Source organism: Meiothermus sp., assembly GCF_026004115.1.
In the GTDB taxonomy this organism is placed as follows: Bacteria; Deinococcota; Deinococci; order Deinococcales; family Thermaceae; genus Meiothermus.
The window spans coordinates 2695043-2711622 of sequence record NZ_BPIM01000001.1; the positions used below are offsets into that span (position 1 = coordinate 2695043).

15 protein-coding genes are annotated in these 16580 nt (G+C 60.2%); 5 read left to right on the forward strand and 10 right to left on the reverse strand.

Going from position 1 to position 16580, the window contains the following annotated elements:
- The first annotated feature begins 26 nt into the window (after window positions 1–26).
- On the forward strand, window positions 27–1151 hold the full coding sequence (locus Q0X23_RS13145) for a cysteine desulfurase family protein (protein WP_297860707.1): 1125 nt from the start codon (window positions 27–29) through the stop codon (window positions 1149–1151).
- On the opposite strand, the gene Q0X23_RS13150 is transcribed toward Q0X23_RS13145, so the two are convergent.
- A complete protein-coding gene (locus Q0X23_RS13150) occupies window positions 1148–2833 on the reverse strand; it encodes a long-chain fatty acid--CoA ligase (RefSeq protein ID WP_297860708.1) in 1686 nt (561 codons plus the stop codon). The two genes, Q0X23_RS13145 and Q0X23_RS13150, sit on opposite strands and share 4 nt — an antisense overlap.
- Window positions 2834–3126: 293 nt before the next feature.
- Between Q0X23_RS13150 and Q0X23_RS13155 the strand changes: the two genes are divergently transcribed.
- Both Q0X23_RS13155 and Q0X23_RS13160 read left to right on the forward strand, forming a co-directional pair.
- The gene (locus Q0X23_RS13155) at window positions 3127–4296 is read left to right on the forward strand and encodes a M20 family metallopeptidase (protein ID WP_297860709.1); all 1170 of its coding nucleotides are present in this window, start codon (window positions 3127–3129) and stop codon (window positions 4294–4296) included.
- A 336-nt stretch (window positions 4297–4632) separates the two neighbouring features.
- On the forward strand, window positions 4633–5067 hold the full coding sequence (locus tag Q0X23_RS13160; RefSeq protein WP_297860710.1) for a DUF4864 domain-containing protein: 435 nt from the start codon (window positions 4633–4635) through the stop codon (window positions 5065–5067).
- Window positions 5068–5452: 385 nt separating this feature from the next.
- Here the strand turns inward: Q0X23_RS13160 and acnA are convergent, their stop codons facing one another.
- The 3 genes from acnA to Q0X23_RS13175 form a co-directional block, all read right to left on the reverse strand.
- On the reverse strand, window positions 5453–8191 hold the full coding sequence (acnA, locus tag Q0X23_RS13165; protein ID WP_297860711.1) for an aconitate hydratase AcnA: 2739 nt from the start codon (window positions 8189–8191) through the stop codon (window positions 5453–5455).
- A gap of 327 nt (window positions 8192–8518) precedes the next feature.
- The gene (locus Q0X23_RS13170; protein WP_297860712.1) at window positions 8519–8728 is read right to left on the reverse strand and encodes a heavy-metal-associated domain-containing protein; all 210 of its coding nucleotides are present in this window, start codon (window positions 8726–8728) and stop codon (window positions 8519–8521) included.
- 167 nt (window positions 8729–8895) lie between these two features.
- Window positions 8896–10314, reverse strand: coding sequence for a VWA domain-containing protein (locus tag Q0X23_RS13175; protein ID WP_297860713.1), 1419 nt, complete (start codon window positions 10312–10314; stop codon window positions 8896–8898).
- A gap of 229 nt (window positions 10315–10543) precedes the next feature.
- Between Q0X23_RS13175 and Q0X23_RS13180 the strand changes: the two genes are divergently transcribed.
- Both Q0X23_RS13180 and Q0X23_RS13185 read left to right on the forward strand, forming a co-directional pair.
- On the forward strand, window positions 10544–11350 hold the full coding sequence (locus Q0X23_RS13180) for a PolC-type DNA polymerase III (protein WP_297860714.1): 807 nt from the start codon (window positions 10544–10546) through the stop codon (window positions 11348–11350).
- A gap of 7 nt (window positions 11351–11357) precedes the next feature.
- Window positions 11358–12470 (forward strand): hypothetical protein, encoded by a 1113-nt coding sequence (locus tag Q0X23_RS13185; RefSeq protein WP_297860715.1) that lies wholly within the window; start codon window positions 11358–11360, stop codon window positions 12468–12470.
- Between the two features lie 57 nt (window positions 12471–12527).
- On the opposite strand, the gene Q0X23_RS13190 is transcribed toward Q0X23_RS13185, so the two are convergent.
- From Q0X23_RS13190 to Q0X23_RS13215, 6 genes are all read right to left on the reverse strand, one after another.
- The gene (locus Q0X23_RS13190) at window positions 12528–12968 is read right to left on the reverse strand and encodes a hypothetical protein (RefSeq protein WP_297860716.1); all 441 of its coding nucleotides are present in this window, start codon (window positions 12966–12968) and stop codon (window positions 12528–12530) included.
- On the reverse strand, window positions 12968–13258 hold the full coding sequence (locus Q0X23_RS13195; protein ID WP_297860717.1) for a hypothetical protein: 291 nt from the start codon (window positions 13256–13258) through the stop codon (window positions 12968–12970). The genes Q0X23_RS13190 and Q0X23_RS13195 overlap by 1 nt, the downstream gene beginning before the upstream one ends.
- Before the next feature lie 162 nt (window positions 13259–13420).
- Window positions 13421–14695 (reverse strand): NADP-dependent isocitrate dehydrogenase, encoded by a 1275-nt coding sequence (gene icd / locus Q0X23_RS13200; protein ID WP_297860718.1) that lies wholly within the window; start codon window positions 14693–14695, stop codon window positions 13421–13423.
- 99 nt (window positions 14696–14794) lie between these two features.
- Entirely contained in the window at window positions 14795–15355 is a 561-nt protein-coding gene (locus tag Q0X23_RS13205) for a CPBP family intramembrane glutamic endopeptidase (protein ID WP_297860719.1), read from the reverse strand.
- A 5-nt stretch (window positions 15356–15360) separates the two neighbouring features.
- The gene (locus tag Q0X23_RS13210) at window positions 15361–15645 is read right to left on the reverse strand and encodes an Lrp/AsnC ligand binding domain-containing protein (RefSeq protein WP_119340435.1); all 285 of its coding nucleotides are present in this window, start codon (window positions 15643–15645) and stop codon (window positions 15361–15363) included.
- Between the two features lie 90 nt (window positions 15646–15735).
- Window positions 15736–16464 (reverse strand): metallophosphoesterase, encoded by a 729-nt coding sequence (locus tag Q0X23_RS13215; RefSeq protein WP_297861227.1) that lies wholly within the window; start codon window positions 16462–16464, stop codon window positions 15736–15738.
- Window positions 16465–16580: the final 116 nt, after the last annotated feature.

Below are 16580 nucleotides of genomic sequence, written 5' to 3' on the forward strand. Positions count from 1 at the left end.
GCTCTCTATCACGGAATACTTGTCGCATGATCTACCTCGACTACGCCGCCACCACCCCACTCGACCCCGAGGTAAAGGCCGCCGTGCAGGAGGTGCTATCGGTTTATGGCAACCCCAGCTCGGTGCATGGGGCAGGCCGCCGGGCGCGGCAGCTGTTGGAAGAGGGCCGGGAGCGTGTGGCCAGGGCGCTGGGGTGCAAACCCCGTGAGCTGGTGCTGACCAGCGGCGGCACCGAGTCCGATGCGTTGGCAATTTTTGGGGTGGCGCTGGCCCTTGGTCGGGGTCATCTGGTGAGTACGGAGCTCGAGCACTCCGCCGTCCTGACCGCGCTCAAGAACCTCCAGCACCTGGGTTTCGATGTCACCTTGCTGAAGCCCGACCACACCGGCATGATTTACCCTGAGCAAGTCGCCGAAGCCCTGCGCCCCGATACCTTCCTGGTCTCGCTGATGACCGTCAACAACGAAATCGGCACCCTGTATCCGGTCAAGGCGGTGGCTGAGCTTTGCCGGGCCAGGGGCGTCCTTTTCCACACCGACGCTGTGCAGGCCTTTGGCACGGTGCCCAGCCGGGTGGAAGACCTGGGGGCCGACCTCATCTCCATTGCCGCCCACAAGTTCTACGGCCCCAAAGGGGTGGGGGCGCTTTATGTGCGAAAGGGAATAGAACTTTTCCCCCTGATGCCCGGCAAACAGGAGCAGGGCTACCGGGGGGGCACCGAAAACCTGCCGGCCGTGTACGGGATGGGCCTGGCTGCCGAAAAAGCCATGACACTGTTGCGCCAGGAAATCCAAAAACTGCTGCACTTGCGGGAGCGTCTGGAATCTCAGCTTCTGGCCATTCCAGGGGTCGAGCTCAACGGCCACCCCACGCTGCGAAGCCCCAAGCATGTCAACGTGACGGCCAGAGGGGCCGACGGCGAAGGGCTCTTGCTCAACCTAGATCTGCTGGGTGTAGCGGCTTCAGCGGGCTCGGCCTGTGCGAGCGGGAGCCTCGAGCCCTCTCATGTACTCCTGGCCATTGGGCGGAGCAAGGCCGAGGCCAAAGCTTCGGTGCGGTTCAGCCTCGGGCGCTTCACCACCGAAGAAGAGATAGACAAAGCCGCAGCCGCTTTTGCCGAAGCGGTGGGGCGCTCGAGGGTACTTACTTAACTACCGACCTTCTGCCGCTCCTTGAGGGCAGCCTCGCGCAGTTCCCTTCGTAGTACCTTGCCCACCGCACTCTTGGGCAGTTCGCTGCGGAACTCGTAGATGCGCGGCACCTTGTAGGCAGCCAGGTTGTCGCGGCAATGTTTGTCCAGCTCCTCTTTGCTCAGGGTTACACCAGGTTTGGGAACCACAAAGGCTGCCACCGTCTCGCCCCGGTACTCATCGGGCAGACCCACCACCGCTGCTTCGGCCACGCCCGGATGGGCAAACAACACTTCCTCCACCTCGCGGGGATAGATGTTATAGCCGCCTGCAATGATCATGTCTTTCTTGCGATCCACAATGTAGAAGTAGCCGTCCTCGTCCATACGGGCCATATCGCCGGTGAGCAGCCAGTCAATCTTGATGGCCTTGTTGGTTTCCTCGGGGCGCTGCCAGTAGCCCAGCATGACGTTGGGACCGCGCAGGGCCAGCTCCCCCACCTCGCCCACAGGAACCTCGCGCAGGTTTTCGTCCAATACCTTGGCATCAATACCAGGCATGGGCAGCCCAATACTGCCAATCTTGCGCTCGCCGGTGAGGGGGTTGCAGTGGGTGCAGGGGGCAGCCTCGGTCAGGCCATAGCCCTCGACCAGCTTGCCGCCGGTCAACTGCTCGAATTTCTTGGTGACTTCGACGGGCAGGGCCGCGGAGCCGGAGATACAAACCTTGACCGTTCCAACCCTGCGTTTTTCGATGCCAGGAAAATTGTTGAAACCAATGTAAAGGGTGGGCACGCCAGGGAAATGGGTCACACCATGCTTTTCGATGGCCTCGATGCAGGGCTTGACCTCGGGGCGCGGCAGCAGCACAATCTTGTATCCTGCGGCAATGCCGTAGTTCATGGCCACGGTCATGCCGTAAACGTGAAAGAAGGGGATGGCACCCAGCATGACCCCTTTGCCTTCCAGGTCTTTGACCTCGTCGCCCCCCCAGGCCATGCTCTGATAAGTGTTGGCGACCAGATTGCGGTGCGAGAGCATGGCCCCCTTGGAAACGCCGGTTGTACCCCCAGTGTACTGCAATAGGGCCACCTCATCGGGCTTGGCGGGGTAGGGTTGTGCGATGGGGCTGGCCGCTTTAAGGGTCTTTTTGAAGTCCTGGCGCTTGGGGTGTTGGGGTAAGTTGACCCAGCGTTTTTCTCGGCGGGCTTTGATGGGGAAGAGCAGATTTTTGGGGAAAGGCAGATAGTCTTGAATACCGGTGGTGAACACCCGCTTGACCGGTACCTCCTGCTCGATCTCGGCATAGCGAGGCCAGAGCAAGTCCAGGATGACCAGGGTCTCGGCTCCTGCGTCGGAAAGCTGATGTCGGAGCTCGCGCGGGGTGTAAAGGGGGTTCACGTTCACGCACATCCCACCAGCCGCCAGTGTTCCATAAAAGGCAATTACAAACTGCGGGCAGTTGGGCAGCATGATGGCCACGCGGTCACCCGGCTGCACCCCCTGGGCCTGGAGGGCGCCTGCAAACTTGAGCACCGACTCCCAAAGGGTGCGGTAGCCCATCACGCTCCCCATAAACTCCAGGGCCACATGGTCTGGGTATTTTTGGGCGGTGTCGGAAAGCAGTTTCCAGAGGGGTACCTCGGGGTACTGAATATCCGCCGGGACGCCTTTGTCGTAATGGTTGAGCCAGGGTCGGGTCATGGTATAGCTCCTTAGGGTGGAGTCTTACTTAGCTTGACCCAAGTCTAGCAAATCATGTACCGAGTTCAAGGTGATAGGGCATTTTTGTCTCTGATATGGAAATAGAAGTAGAACTCGAGTTTCACCCGGCACACACACCAGGTGCTTCTCAGGTTTGCCACTGCATCTGGCTCGGTAAAAATCTGGGTATTGCGCACAGCCAGCAGACTCACCTCTAAGCCTCGAGAAGCCCAACTTGACGCAGCTTGCTCCACAGTTGACGGCCAGATGCTTGAGGTGTTTGACTAGGGCCTATGAACATTCGAGAAACCATCGCCGAGTTGACGCCCAGTCTGATCGAGATGCGCCGCGACTTTCACCGCCACCCCGAACTGGGGTTCCAGGAGGTGCGCACTAGCACCAAACTTGCCGAGTTTTTGCAAAGGCTGGGCCTCGAGGTCACAAGGGGGGTGGCCCAGACCGGGGTGGTGGCCAGCCTGAAGGGCGCCAAACCGGGCAAAACCGTGCTGGTGCGGGCCGACATCGATGCCCTGCCCATCCACGAAGACTCTGGCGTACCTTACAGCTCCCAGACCCCTGGCGTCATGCACGCCTGCGGCCACGATGGTCACGCGGCCATTGCCGCTCATGTGGCTGCGGTCCTGGCCCGCTTCAAAGAGCAAATCGTGGGTGAGGTGCGCTTTGCCTTCCAGCCTGCCGAAGAGATTGTTTCGGGGGCCCGCCCGATGGTGGAGGCCGGGGTACTGGAAGGGGTGGACCGTGTGGTGGGGCTGCACCTCTACAGCCTGATGCCGACAGGAAAAGTGGGGGTACGGCCCGGCCCCTCGATGGCCGCCGCTGACGCCTTCACCATCCACCTTCGGGGCAAAGGCGCCCATGCGGCCATGCCCCACGAGGGGGTAGACACCGTCCTGATCGCGGCGCAGATTATCGTGGCCCTGCAAAGCCTGGTCAGCCGTGAGACCGACCCGGTCAATACTTCGGTCGTCACCATTGCCACCGTTACGGCAGGCGAAGGGGCGCACAACATCATCCCCGAAACCGCCCTCCTCAAGGGCACCCTCCGCACTTTCGATGCCCAACTCCGGGAGAAGCTCATCCGCCGGATTGGCGAACTCAGCCAGGGGATTGCTGCTGCTATGGGAGGCAGCGCCGAGGTGAACTGGCTGCCGGGTTCGCCCGCCGTGGTCAACGACCCCGAGATGGTCGAGCGGTTCCGGCAGATAGCCCGGCAGGTAGTGGGGGAGGCAGCGGTGCTCGAGGTGCCGCCGGTGATGGGTGGCGACGACATGTCGGAGTTCTTGAACCGCTGTCCGGGGGTGTACTTCTGGCTGGGTGCGGGCGATCCCGACCCCAGCAAGAACCGCCCACACCACCACCCAGGCTTCTGGATAGACGACGAGCGTTCCCTGCCCCTGGGCACCGAACTGATTACCCGTACCGTGCTCGACTTTTTGCGCTAGAAGCTTTCTGATTTGCGCGTCAGCTTCCTGTGTCTGGGCTAGCGGTCTGGTAAGCAAGAATTCAGTATGAACTTCAGTGTAGCGTCGAATAGACCCCCATACACTGCCTATCCTCCCCTAGCAGGGGAGGCAAGGGTGGGGTTGCCATGGAAGGGCAAATCCCCAGGTATAGCCATCTCTACGACGCTGTATTCAGTGCCTCTCCATGAGCCGCACATCGCAATTTAGGTCAGTCAACGTCCTTCAACACGTACCGCAAAACAGGTTATCCGTGCATAAGGGAGGTTAGTAGGAATTACTACAAACTGTAGCACGCCAGAGGGTGCACACTAAGGCATGAAACCTGTTGTTGCCCTGGTTGTGCTATTCCTTTTGGGAGGTCAGGCCCAGCGCTTGCAGGACGTGCCCCCGCAAGACCGCGCAGCTATTCAAGCCATTATCAGTGCGCAGATCGAGGCTTTCAAAAAAGATGACGCTGTGCGGGCTTTCTCCTTTGCTTCCCCTGGTATTCGCCAGGTTTTCCAGACCCCCGAGCGCTTTATCGAGATGGTTCGGTCGGGCTACGCTCAGATTTACCGACCCCTCAAGGTGGAGTTTGGGCCCGCCAGCCGCTCTCTGGGAACTCTGCAACAGGTGCGCCAGGTTGTGAATTTAGTGGGCCTGGACGGTAAGAAAGCGGTGGCGTACTACCTGATGGAGCGCCAGGCAGACGGCAGTTGGAAGATTGCGGGGGTGCAGCTCGAGCTTATCCCCGACGACCAGACCATTTAGAGGCTCTTTAGAGTCCGAAGCTCGGTGCACAGTGGGCTCGCATTGAGCGAAATCTCTATGCCAGGAAAAACGCGAGTGTAGAAAAGCCGATATAAATGAGCAGTTGTGTATAAACAGCTGACCCCAAACAAGATGGATTTATACCAGATTCGGTTAGTTCGGCGCCGGATGGCGGCGAACTAACAGGGCCGAAGTTATCCCCGTAGCGGAGGGCGATACCGCCCCTTGGAAGTTATCCGCGTAGCGGAGGGCGTAAGCCCCTTTGGAACGGAGACGCTTTTTTTGCCGACCGTTCGGGAGGGGCGCGCTTTAGGATTCAAAAAGACAACCTCTGGGGTTTTTGGTTTTGTAAACTGTCTTTTTGAATCAGGTATAAAACCTTGTTCTAAGCCTTGGCCTTCTCCGAAAGCATGTTCTTCAGCACCGTTTGCAGAATACCCCCGTTCCTGTAGTAGTCCACCTCTACCGGGGTGTCGATACGGGCTTTCACCTGAAAGCTTACCTGGCTGCCGTCGGCGCGGGTGGCTACCACGGTAAGTTCTTTGCCGGGAGTAATATCCTCCAGGCCCAGGATATCGAACACCTCGTAGCCGGTAAGGCCCAGGCTGGCCGCGTTCTGGCCGGGCTGGAACTGCAAGGGGAGCACACCCATGCCCACCAGGTTGCTGCGGTGGATGCGCTCAAAGCTCTGGGCAATTACTGCCTTGATGCCCAGCAGATAGGTACCCTTGGCAGCCCAGTCGCGGCTGCTGCCGTTGCCGTACTCAATACCGCCCAGCACCACCAGCGGGGTGCCTTCGGCCTTGTACTGCATGGCCGCGTCGTAAACGAACATCTCCTCGCCTGAACCGGGCTCAGCGCCCCGGTCGGACTTGGGCAGTTTTTTGGTATAAGGGCCTTCTTTGCCGTCGAGCATCAGGTTGCGGATGCGGATGTTGGCGAAGGTGCCGCGCATCATCACCTCGTGGTTACCGCGCCGGGAGCCGTAGCTGTTGAAGTCGGCGGGCTCTACCCCATGGCCCATCAGGTAGCGGGCGGCGGGCGAGTTCTTGGCGATGTTGCCCGCAGGGGAGATGTGATCGGTGGTGATGGAGTCGCCCAGCACCAGCAAGGCCCGGGCTCCTTTTATATCGCCAATCTCGCGGGTGCCCATTAGGTCGTCGAAGAAGGGAGGGTTCTGGATGTAAGTACTGGCCGGGTCGAACTGATAAAGCTGGCCTGTAGGAGCGGGCAGGGCCTTCCAGCGCTCATCGCCCTCGAACACGGTGGCGTACTGGCGGCGGAACATCTCGGCATCCAGGGTCTGGTGCACGGCCTGCTTGATTTCCTCCTGGCTGGGCCAGATGTCCCTCAGGAAGATGGCCTTGCCGTTGGGGTCGTAGCCGATGGGCTCGCTGGTGAAGTCGATATCGATGCGGCCCGCCAGGGCGTAGGCCACCACCAGCATGGGGCTGGCCAGGTAGTTGGCCTTTACGTCGGGGTTGACCCGGCCCTCGAAGTTGCGATTACCCGAGAGCACAGCCGCCACCACCAGGTCGCCCTCCTTCACGCCCCTGGAGATTTCTTCGGGTAAGGGGCCCGAGTTGCCGATACAGGTGGTGCAGCCGTAGCCAACGGTGTGAAACTTAAGGGCTTCCAGGAAGGGTGTGAGGCCAGCGGCGTCGAGGTACTCGGTGACCACCTTGGAGCCGGGGGCCAGGCTGCTCTTGACCCAGGGCTGGGTGTCCAGGCCTGCTTCCACGGCTTTTTTGGCCAGCAGGCCCGCGCCCAGCATTACCGAGGGGTTGGAGGTGTTGGTGCAGCTGGTAATGGCGGCAATCACCACCGAGCCGTGCTGGAGTTCGAACTCCTCGAGGCCCCGTTTGACCGTGACTTTGGTGTTTAGCTTATCGGGGCTTAGACCAAAGCCGCGCTCTTTTACGTCCTTGGTGAGGTGCTCGAGGAAGCTTTGCTTCACGTCCGAGAGGTTCACCCGGTCCTGGGGGCGCTTGGGGCCGGCCAGGGCGGGCACCACGGTAGACAGGTCAAGCTCCAGGTGCTCGCTGTACACCGGGGTGGCCTCGTCGGTGCGCCAGAGGCCGGTGGCTTTGGCGTACTTTTCCACCAGGTCTACCAGTTCGTCGGGGCGGCCTGTGAGCCTGAGGTAGGCCAGGGTCTCTTCGTCAATGGGGAAGAAGCCCATGGTGGCCCCGTACTCGGGGCTCATGTTGGCAATGGTGGCGCGGTCCGCGAGCGGCAGCCTGGAGACCCCAGGGCCGTAGAACTCCACAAACTTACCCACCGCACCGTGCTTGCGGATCATCTCGGTCACGCGCAGCACCAGGTCGGTGGCGGTGGCCCCTTCGGGTAGCTCGCCCGACAGCTTGAAGCCGATGACCCTGGGGGCCAGCATGTAGTAGGGCTGGCCTAGCATGACGGCCTCGGCCTCGATGCCGCCCACCCCCCAGCCCAGCACGCCCAGGCCGTTGATCATGGTGGTGTGGGAGTCGGTGCCCACCAGCGAGTCGGGGAAAGCGTAGAGTTTGCCGTCCTCGCCTTTTTGGGTCATGACCACGCTGGCCAGATACTCGAGGTTGACCTGGTGCACGATGCCCGTGCCGGGGGGCACCGCCCGGAAGTTCTTGAGGGCGTTCTGGCCCCACTTGATGAGGCGGTAGCGCTCCTCGTTGCGCTTGTACTCGAGCTCCACGTTCTGCGCGAAGGCGTAAGAGGTGCCGAAGTAGTCCACCTGCACCGAGTGGTCAATCACCAGGTCTACCGGCACGCCGGGGTTGATCTGCTCGGGGTCACCGCCCAGTTTGGCAATGGCATCGCGCATGGCGGCCAGGTCCACCACCGCGGGTACGCCGGTGAAGTCTTGCAGAATCACCCGGGCCAGCATCAGGGGCACGTTCACCTCGCCGGGGTCGGGTTGCCAGTGGGCCAGGTTTATTACATCATCGCGCGATACCTTGTACTCGTCGTGGTTGCGCAAGAGGCTCTCGAGCATCACCCGGATGCTATAAGGCAGTTTGGACACGGGCGCGATGCCCTGGCGCTCGAGCTCCAGGATGTCGTAGTAGTAGACCTCGCCCATCTTGGTAGACAGGCTCTTGCGGGCTTTGAAGTCGTCTCGGTAGGCCATAGGTTCTCCTTTAGTGCAGCTGGTCTAATGATTCAGGCCCGACACCAGCACTTTTGACGAAGGTAGATAGCCAGATGATTCTTTTACAGGCTATTGCTGGCGGCTTGGGTTGCAAAAAACACTATAGCCCACGCCCCTCTATGGGAGCAAAATGGCTTGTGTGCAACGGGTAAGACCGCCTGAGTTTTGGGGCTGGTTTCGATGCCTGGGCGGGTGCGCCCTGCCTCAGACTTCTTTATGTTACCGTATCAAGGTCTTCCTGCAAATAAGCGCGGTTGCAATCCTGCGACCCACCCGGATGGGCGGAAATTTTCTTCGGACCTCAACCTACAACATGCCCGCCAAGAAACCCTGCTCCCGCACGACCCGAATCAGATCCATAACGGTGAGCTGATGGGGGTCGTATTCAACCTCGAGCTGGCCTGTATCGGCGGGCTGTACCCCCTGCACGCCCTCGAGGTTTTTGATGGCATTGGAAACTTTTTCGACCTGCTCGGGGCGTTCCATGCCCCGCACCGCTAACAACACCCGGTTCATATACCCTCGATTGTAGAGGATGCACCAGAGGTTGCGCGGTATTTAGTAAAGCGTCATAGAGATGGCTATACCTGGGGATTTCCCTTTCCATGGCAACCCCACCCTTGCCTCCCCTGCTAGGGGAGGATAGGCAGTGTATGGGGGTCTATTCGACGCTGCATTTAGCCTCAAGTTGCGGCAGCAGGCTGGGTTTCCAGCCGTTCGCGTGCAGCACGGTACTGGAAAAAGTAAAACTCCGCCGCCAGCACGAGCGCTGCGAGCAGCGCCAGCCAGGGTGCCAGTGGCACGCTGAGGGTGGGGGGGAGGGGTTGGTCGGGGCTGGGGCGAGGCAGCAGGGTTTCGGCAGGGGTCAGGAGGCCGCTGCGGAGTTCGCCCCTGGGCGAAATCAGGTTGTAATGCAGCACCGGAAAAGCCGGCAGGTTTTGCAGGCTTTCGGCGGGGGGCAGGTATAACCCGTTCGGGTGATACCAGGCCAGGGCCTGGCCGGTTTCGCTCACCGCCAGGGGTTGCCAGCTGGGCCCTTGCGGACGCGGAGGAATACGCAGGCTGTAGCCGACCAGCTCAACGCCGCGTAGATAGGGCAGGGTGCGCTCGACGTCAAAAACCAAAGCCTGTCCGCTGGCCTGGTTGGCAAAAAACACCGTGAAGCGGGTGGGTTCGCGGCGGGGGGTGCCGAACTCGAGGGCCACCTCGCCGGGGCTGCCCCGGCGGGTGCCCAGCAGGGCCAAAATACGCTCGAGGGCCGGTGAGCGGCCCGATAACTCCACCCGCACCAGCCGCCTGGAAAAACGGGCCTCATTGTCGAGGGCCAGGGCGTCGCTGCCTGCAATCCGGGCGGTGGGTGTGTCTGCGGGCACCTCGAGGCTGCTAAAGCCCCTGGCGGGTACCTCGAGGGAATAGGGCCGGCCATCCACCAGCACCTCGCCCCGCCACAAACCGGGCCCCGCATTGGCCACCGCTACAAAACCCGGGCCAATGGCGGTAATGCCCACGTTGGCGCCGTTGCCCGCCACATTCAGGTAGCCGTCGGTGCCTTCTGGAGCGGCCCGGTCGGCGATGGTCAGGACGCGGGCCCCAGGCAACAGGGCCTTGCCCCTGGCAATGGCAACCTCGAGATCGGCGCCGGCGGCGGTGGCCTGAAGCCCCTCGAGGTTACCCACCAGACTGCGCCCCGGGGCCGGGCCAAAGGTTCGAATCTGGCTCCCGGCCACCACCAAAACCGCCCTGGGCGAGGCCACCAGGCGTTCACGGGCCTTTTCCTTGGCCTGCTCAAGGCGGCTAGGACTCACGTCAGTGGCGGCCATCGAGGCCGAGACATCCAGCACCACCACCAGTTCGCCGGGGCGATAGAGCGAGACCCAGGGCGCGGAGAGCGCCAGCACCCCCAGCAAAGCAGAAAGCAATAGCAAAAACAGCCTTGCATCGAAGCGTCGGCGGGCGCTCCCCTTGCGAAGGGCTTTTTGCCAGAGCCACAGCCCAGCCACCTTGCGCTCAGGAGGCCGCCGCCGCCGATACCACCACCACACCAGCCCGAGCACCGGCGGCAGCAGCAGCAACACCCAGGGCAACCCAAACGCTACCTGCATCCCTACAGCATAGGGGCATTGCCTTCCTGGCAATGCGGATTGGTAAACCAAGTGACTGCGTAATCTTTGATAGAACGCTGAGCTTAACGTTCAGGCGTTAATCTCTGTGAAGCTCTGTCATATCCGTGTAAGCTGCGGTATACTCGCCCCGAGACCTTTTTATTCCAGTGGATTTACCTAATTCCATAAGTTTTCTGGGTCTCAGTGCTTTCCTCGAGGTTTCGTGCACATGACGCACGCGTCCCATTTGCCAACCCCCTCCATGAGCCCTACCCACTACCGCCTCTCGACCCGATTGGCCCGTCACCTTCGCAGCGCTGGTTGCTATCTATCCGAGCACGTTCTAGCAGAGCAGATCCTGGCTTCACCCAGCCTGCCCAAGGGTGCTTGGGCAGGCGATCTGCTAAAAAATCTCCTGGACGGTCGTTTTGAGCGGGGCGAGGCGGGGGTTGGCTTATGGGAATGGAAGTATCCTTTCCCCGTACCGGGCGAAGCCATTGTGGTGCTGGATATTGAAACCACGGGCCTTTCTCCTGATAACCATGAGATCATCGAACTGGCCATGGTTCGTCTGGAAAATGGTCACCGCACCGTATTTGAGCGGCTGGTTAATCCAGGTACGCCGATTCCGCCCTTTATTTCTCGGCTCACCGGAATTCGCAACCAAGATGTACTTTATGCAGCCGATATCCACACGGTGCTGGAGGAAGCGCTACCCCTGCTGGACAAGGCGACCCTGATTATTCAAAACGCTGGTTTTGACCTGGGGTTCTTGCAGCCTCGCTTCAGGCGACTGGGATACCGACTGGATAATCCGGTGGTGGACACGATACACTGGGCGCGCAAGGCTCTGCCGGGGCTGAGTAAGCGCGGCCTGGACGCCCTCGCTTGGGCTTTTGATTTGGGCCCCATTGCAGATCGTCACCGTGCTTTGGGAGACGTGGAAACCACGCTACAAGCTGCGCACGAAATGTACTACATGCTAACCGCTGGCAAGCCCACCTTGGCCCGACATCTTGCGGCAAGGCCCTACTAGGAAACCTATGACTGCGCGTTACGTCCTCACCAGTACCTGCCTTAGTAGCGGAACCATGAACCTTACCCAGTCGCTGCGGGTCTTCCTGCAGGGTAAAGACCGCGTAACCCTTCGTGACGAGGAGGGGGAAATCTATGATTGCAGCGTGAACTGGCGACAAAACCGTCTGGAGGGCCTGGCGCCCTACTATGCCAAGCGTCGACTGGGCGTTAACGACAAAATTGCGCTGCACCTCGAGGGCGACGAAGTTGGCTTGGAAGCCCTCACGCCTGCAGCCAAGCCAGCCAGGGCGCGATTTTCTGAGCCTGAACGTAAACCCCAGCCGGAAGCTGCGCCTGAGAAGCCCGAGAAGCGGGTCAAGGTCACGCCCTATCCCAAAGAAGTGATCTTTCCACACAAGCCCGTAGCCAGCGAAGTGCCTGCGTTCTCGGCAGACCTCGAGGCCCTGGGCTTTTCCCGCGAATCGGCCAGTGCGCCCTGGGTGTTCAGGGCTGCGATGGGCCGTCGAACCTTCCACCTGGCCCTGGCCAAGTTTGGGGAGATGGAAGCTAAGGAATTGTTGTCCTACCGTCAGCAAGGCCGGGTGCAGTATGCCGCCATTGTGGCCGGTGAGTCTTCCAAACCCGAAGCCCTGGCCGAGACTGCTACCGTGCGCCCCTCGGGGCTGGTACAGGTAGGCTTGGGCTATGTCTCCCCAGAAGCTTTGCAGCGCCTCGTCAAGCTGAAAAGCGCCTTTCCGCTTGGCCCCCTGGACATCGAGCGGCTGCTGCGGGAGGGCCGCATCGACCTGGAAGCTATCCAGGGCCTCGAGCAAGAAATTACGGGGGTTTTGCGCGATCGCAGCCACTTTTCGGCGGTTCTGACCCTGCTGGCCGACCAGCCCCCACAACAGGTTTTTTTGCTGGCCGACCTGATGCCTATGGCACGGGAGATGAACCTCGAGGCCGACCACCTGCAGAATGTGCTGGAGAGTCTCAGCAACCCCCCCTTCTTGCTCCTGAGGCGGCTTTCGCCGGGTGAGTTTTTGATGCGCCAGACGGTCGAGCAAGCTTTGGCCGACTGGGTAGAGTATGCCCAGGTCATGGCTCAGCGGCTGCGGGTGGTTCTGCAAGAGCGATAATCCCGTCTTTGGGTGACGGCCAGATGCACCACCCCTCGATCAACACAGACGGGTGGTTTACTTGAAGAGTGCCTTGACTCGAGCTTCGAGGGCTTCGGCGGCTTTCTGGCTGATGGTGAGCCGCAGCTTGAGAACTAGCTTCAGGCTCCATTCCTCCAGTTCGGACAGGCTCTGTTTCCCCTCTACCTCCGCTTGGTACTTTTTCGCCTTCTCGCCCAGCTCGGCCTCCAGAGCGGCCATAAGTTGGGCTTTGGTGGTGGCTAAGGGGTCGGTTGCCTTGGGCTCAGCGGTTGGTGCATTGGGAGTGCCCACGACGACTTCGATGAGGTTTTGCTCGAGTAAGTGAATAAGTATGCTCTGCAAAAAGTCGAGCGGAAGATTGGCCCGTTGAGCTAGCACCACGTCGCTGATTTCTTCACGGCAAAGCGAGTACACCAGCCGCTGCTCCCGGCTTAATAGAACGTCCAGTGCTTTTGCCGTTTGCTTGTAAACCCGCATTAGCCCTCGAGTGCGGCCAACACCGCCTGCACCAGCCGCAAAACCATAAAAACGAAAATCGCTCCAAGTAGCAGAATCAGCGACAGGATGACCAGAACGGTGTCGGGCGGGTAACTCCAGGTTAGAACCCCCACCGCCAGGTAACCCAGCGTAAAAAGCGCGATGAAAATATTGAGCTGTGAAAGGCGCTCACCGATGATGCCGCCCGGGGCCTTGTCTTTCAGCCCAAAACCCACATAGCTGTTGTACAGCATAAGAATCACCCCAATTGCCAAAAGAACCTGAATCATTGAGCCACCCCTTTCGTTGTTCTCTGTTTGGTTCCTGAGTTTGTTGTCATTATAGGGGAAAGTAGCCTGGCGCGATTTTTATCGGTCACAAAAGGAGTTTTGATTGTTCCAATTAGCGAACCCACAGGCTCGAGCCTGTGGGTTAGGCTTCCTTGGGGTAGGCTACATGTTCTCAACCAGAGCCTGGCCAAACTCACTGCACTTGAGCAGGGTGGCGCTGCGCCCTTCGGCTACCATCAGCCGGTGGAAGTCGTAGGTAACCCGCCCCTGGGCAATGGCCCTGGTCATGGCGTGGATAATCAGGTCGGCGGCTTCGGTCCAGCCCATATACCGCAGCATCATCTCGCCCGAGAGAATCACCGAGCTGGGGTTGACCTGGTCTTTGCCCGCATACTTGGGGGCGGTGCCGTGGGTAGCCTCGAAGACCGCATGCCCGGTGTAGTAGTTCACGTTGGAACCGGGGGCAATCCCAATACCCCCTACCTGGGCGGCCAGGGCATCGGAGATGTAGTCGCCGTTCAGGTTCAGGGTGGCGATGACGCTATACTCGGCCGGGCGCAGCAGAATTTGCTGTAGGAAGTTGTCGGCGATCATGTCCTTCACAACGATCTGCTTGCCGGTTTTGGGGTTGGTAAAAGTTTGCCAGGGGCCCCCGTCGAGGTCTACCGCACCATACTTGCTTTTGGCCAGGGCGTAGCCCCAGTCGCGGAAGGCCCCTTCGGTGAACTTCATAATGTTGCCCTTGTGTACCAGCGTGACCGAGGGCAGGTCGTTGTCAATGGCGTAGTTGAGCGCGGCTTCAACCAGGCGGTGGGTTCCTTCCTCCGAGACCGGCTTGATACCAATACCGGCGGTTTCGGGAAAGCGAATTTTGCTGTAGGGCTTGGGGAACTCGGCTTTGAACCACTCGAGAAACTTCTGCACCTCGGGGCTATCCTTGGGAAACTCGATGCCGGCGTAGATGTCCTCGGTGTTCTCGCGGAAAATCACCATGTTGACCAGCTCAGGGTGGCGCACCGGGCTGGGCACCCCCTCGAACCACTGCACCGGGCGCACGCAGGCATATAGGTCGAGTTCCTGGCGCAAGGCTACGTTGATGGAGCGAATCCCACCCCCCACCGGCGTGGTGAGCGGCCCTTTGATGGCTACCAGGTACTCCCGGATGAACTCGAGGGTTTCTTCCGGCAGCCAGATGACCTCGCCGTAAACCTGGTTCGCCTTTTCGCCGGCATAGATTTCGGCCCAGGCAATCTTGCGCTTGCCGCCATAGGCTTTGGCAACCGCCGCATCCAACACGGGCTGCGCGGCTCGCCAGATGTCGGGCCCGGTGCCGTCGCCTTCAATGAAGCCCACAATGGGGTGGTCGGGTACGTGTAGCTTGCCTTCGTGAATGGAAATCTTCTCGCCAGCCGGAACCTTGATTTTCTGGTACGCCATAGCTCTAAGAGCATAACAGAAGCGGAATGCCTGGAGCTTGCCGCCAGGGATGCACAATGGCTAAATGCGCATAGCCGAAGGCGAAAACTGAGCACCCCGCTACAGGGCCCGTTCGTGCTCACCTTGTTCCAGCAACTGGTAAAAGCCCCTGGCATTGTGAAGGTAATGGGCCAGTATGCCAGGAACCAGGCTTCCGGTGAGCAAATAGGCTGTGCCGAACATCAGGCCGCCACAAAAAATAAACAGCGTATAAGCCCAGGCTTTGCGGTCTGGGACCGGATGGAACAGCGTAAACACCAGGGCTTGCAGGAGCACCCCCAGCCAACCCCCCAGCAAGGCGTTTTGCAGTGCTCCACGAAAAAAAACCTCCTCGGCCAGACCCGAGGCCAGGGCCAGCAGCAAAGCCTGATGATAGCTGATGCCCTGGGAGCGCATCGCTGCCCCGAGCTGGCCGTGCAGGGCTTCGGCGGCCCGGAAGCTCTGTGGAAACAGGCGGGAGAACAAGAACTCGAGCCCCATCAGGGCAAAGTACAGCCCCAGGAAAGCCAAGCCATCGCGCAAAGGGTCGGGGCTCTCTATAGCGACATAGCCTGCCAGCGCCATCCAGACCAGGCCCACCAGCAACAGTCCTATCTGGAGTAGCATGAAAAAGCGAAACATGGACGTTACAGGCCTTCGCTGCCGATATTAAAGCCCTGCTCGAGCAATTTGCGTGAATAAGCTCTAAAGGCCAGCAGGGTTTGGGTACGTTCAATGCCCTTTAGCTTGCGCAAGCCCAGGGTGACGATATCGTCGAGCTGCTCGAAGTCCTTGAAGCGCAAAATGGCTACCAGATCCCACTCCCCCGTAACCGAATACACCTCGGCGACTCCGGGAATTTCGGCCACAGCCTCGGCGGTCTCGGCGGTAGATTCGCGGCTGGTCTGGATTAGAACAAACGCAGTAATCATGCCTGGATGATACTTCAGATGCCGCCAACAAACAGTCGGGAAGGCGAGGGTTCAAGGCTAGAGGTCGAATAGCCCTTCGACCTTAGAGCTTTAGCTATCGGCAGCATCCACCACGTGCGTCTGATGGGGGGTCTCGAGGATGAGCTGGGGCTTGAAGCGCACCACATCAGCGGAGACGAAATGCAAGGGGACGCCGTTCCAGCTTTTGGGAAGCCGCTCGGGGTCGGCCCCGTGCAGGTGCCCGTAGACCACACAGGTAGGCCGGTACTGTTCGATCAGCTCGGTAAAGCCGGTGGGGCCGCCGGTGGGGCCATAGGGTGGGTAGTGCATGGCCAGAACCAGGTATTCATAGTCGTGGCCCTGGATGGTTTTGAGCGAAAGGGCCAGGCGCTCCACCTCCCGTTTGTAGATTTTTTCGTCTTCGGGGGTGAAGTTGTAGCTGCCGGGGGTGTCCCAACCGCGGCTTCCGGCGATGGCCAGGTTGCCGATAACGAGCGAGTCGTGCTGCAAGGCGTGCATTCGAGGGGGCAACACCTGCCGCAAACGGCTAATCGAAGGCCACCAGTAGTCGTGATTGCCCCGCAGCAATACTTTGGTGCCTGGAAGCAGGGCCAGGTCGGCGAGGTCGAGCAGGGCCTCGGGCAGCTTCATGGCCCAGGAGATATCCCCCGCCACAATGACCAGGTCGTCCTCGCCCACGGTTTTGCGCCACTCCTCGAACACCGCCTCGGGATGCCCGTCCCATTCGGGCCCAAAGATGTTCATGGGCTTGGGGAAGGCCTTAGAGAGGTGGATGTCAGCAATGGCGAAGACGCGCATAAGTATTGGCATTGGCTTCTAAAGCTACCGGCGAAAGCCGCAAATAGCAGTGTTTAGTGTCTAGGGTTCGGGCCCAGGCGTCAAGGGTGGGGACCGCTAACTGCGCTCAACCTCGA

Coding starts and splice junctions, on each gene's coding strand:
- Q0X23_RS13145 (WP_297860707.1), top strand. CDS start 27: ATGATCTACCTCGACTACGCCGCCACCACCCCACTCGACCCCGAGGTA.
- Q0X23_RS13150 (WP_297860708.1), bottom strand. CDS start 2,833: ATGACCCGACCCTGGCTCAACCATTACGACAAAGGCGTCCCGGCGGAT.
- Q0X23_RS13155 (WP_297860709.1), top strand. CDS start 3,127: ATGAACATTCGAGAAACCATCGCCGAGTTGACGCCCAGTCTGATCGAG.
- Q0X23_RS13160 (WP_297860710.1), top strand. CDS start 4,633: ATGAAACCTGTTGTTGCCCTGGTTGTGCTATTCCTTTTGGGAGGTCAG.
- acnA (WP_297860711.1), bottom strand. CDS start 8,191: ATGGCCTACCGAGACGACTTCAAAGCCCGCAAGAGCCTGTCTACCAAG.
- Q0X23_RS13170 (WP_297860712.1), bottom strand. CDS start 8,728: ATGAACCGGGTGTTGTTAGCGGTGCGGGGCATGGAACGCCCCGAGCAG.
- Q0X23_RS13175 (WP_297860713.1), bottom strand. CDS start 10,314: ATGCAGGTAGCGTTTGGGTTGCCCTGGGTGTTGCTGCTGCTGCCGCCG.
- Q0X23_RS13180 (WP_297860714.1), top strand. CDS start 10,544: ATGACGCACGCGTCCCATTTGCCAACCCCCTCCATGAGCCCTACCCAC.
- Q0X23_RS13185 (WP_297860715.1), top strand. CDS start 11,358: ATGACTGCGCGTTACGTCCTCACCAGTACCTGCCTTAGTAGCGGAACC.
- Q0X23_RS13190 (WP_297860716.1), bottom strand. CDS start 12,968: ATGCGGGTTTACAAGCAAACGGCAAAAGCACTGGACGTTCTATTAAGC.
- Q0X23_RS13195 (WP_297860717.1), bottom strand. CDS start 13,258: ATGATTCAGGTTCTTTTGGCAATTGGGGTGATTCTTATGCTGTACAAC.
- icd (WP_297860718.1), bottom strand. CDS start 14,695: ATGGCGTACCAGAAAATCAAGGTTCCGGCTGGCGAGAAGATTTCCATT.
- Q0X23_RS13205 (WP_297860719.1), bottom strand. CDS start 15,355: ATGTTTCGCTTTTTCATGCTACTCCAGATAGGACTGTTGCTGGTGGGC.
- Q0X23_RS13210 (WP_119340435.1), bottom strand. CDS start 15,645: ATGATTACTGCGTTTGTTCTAATCCAGACCAGCCGCGAATCTACCGCC.
- Q0X23_RS13215 (WP_297861227.1), bottom strand. CDS start 16,464: ATGCGCGTCTTCGCCATTGCTGACATCCACCTCTCTAAGGCCTTCCCC.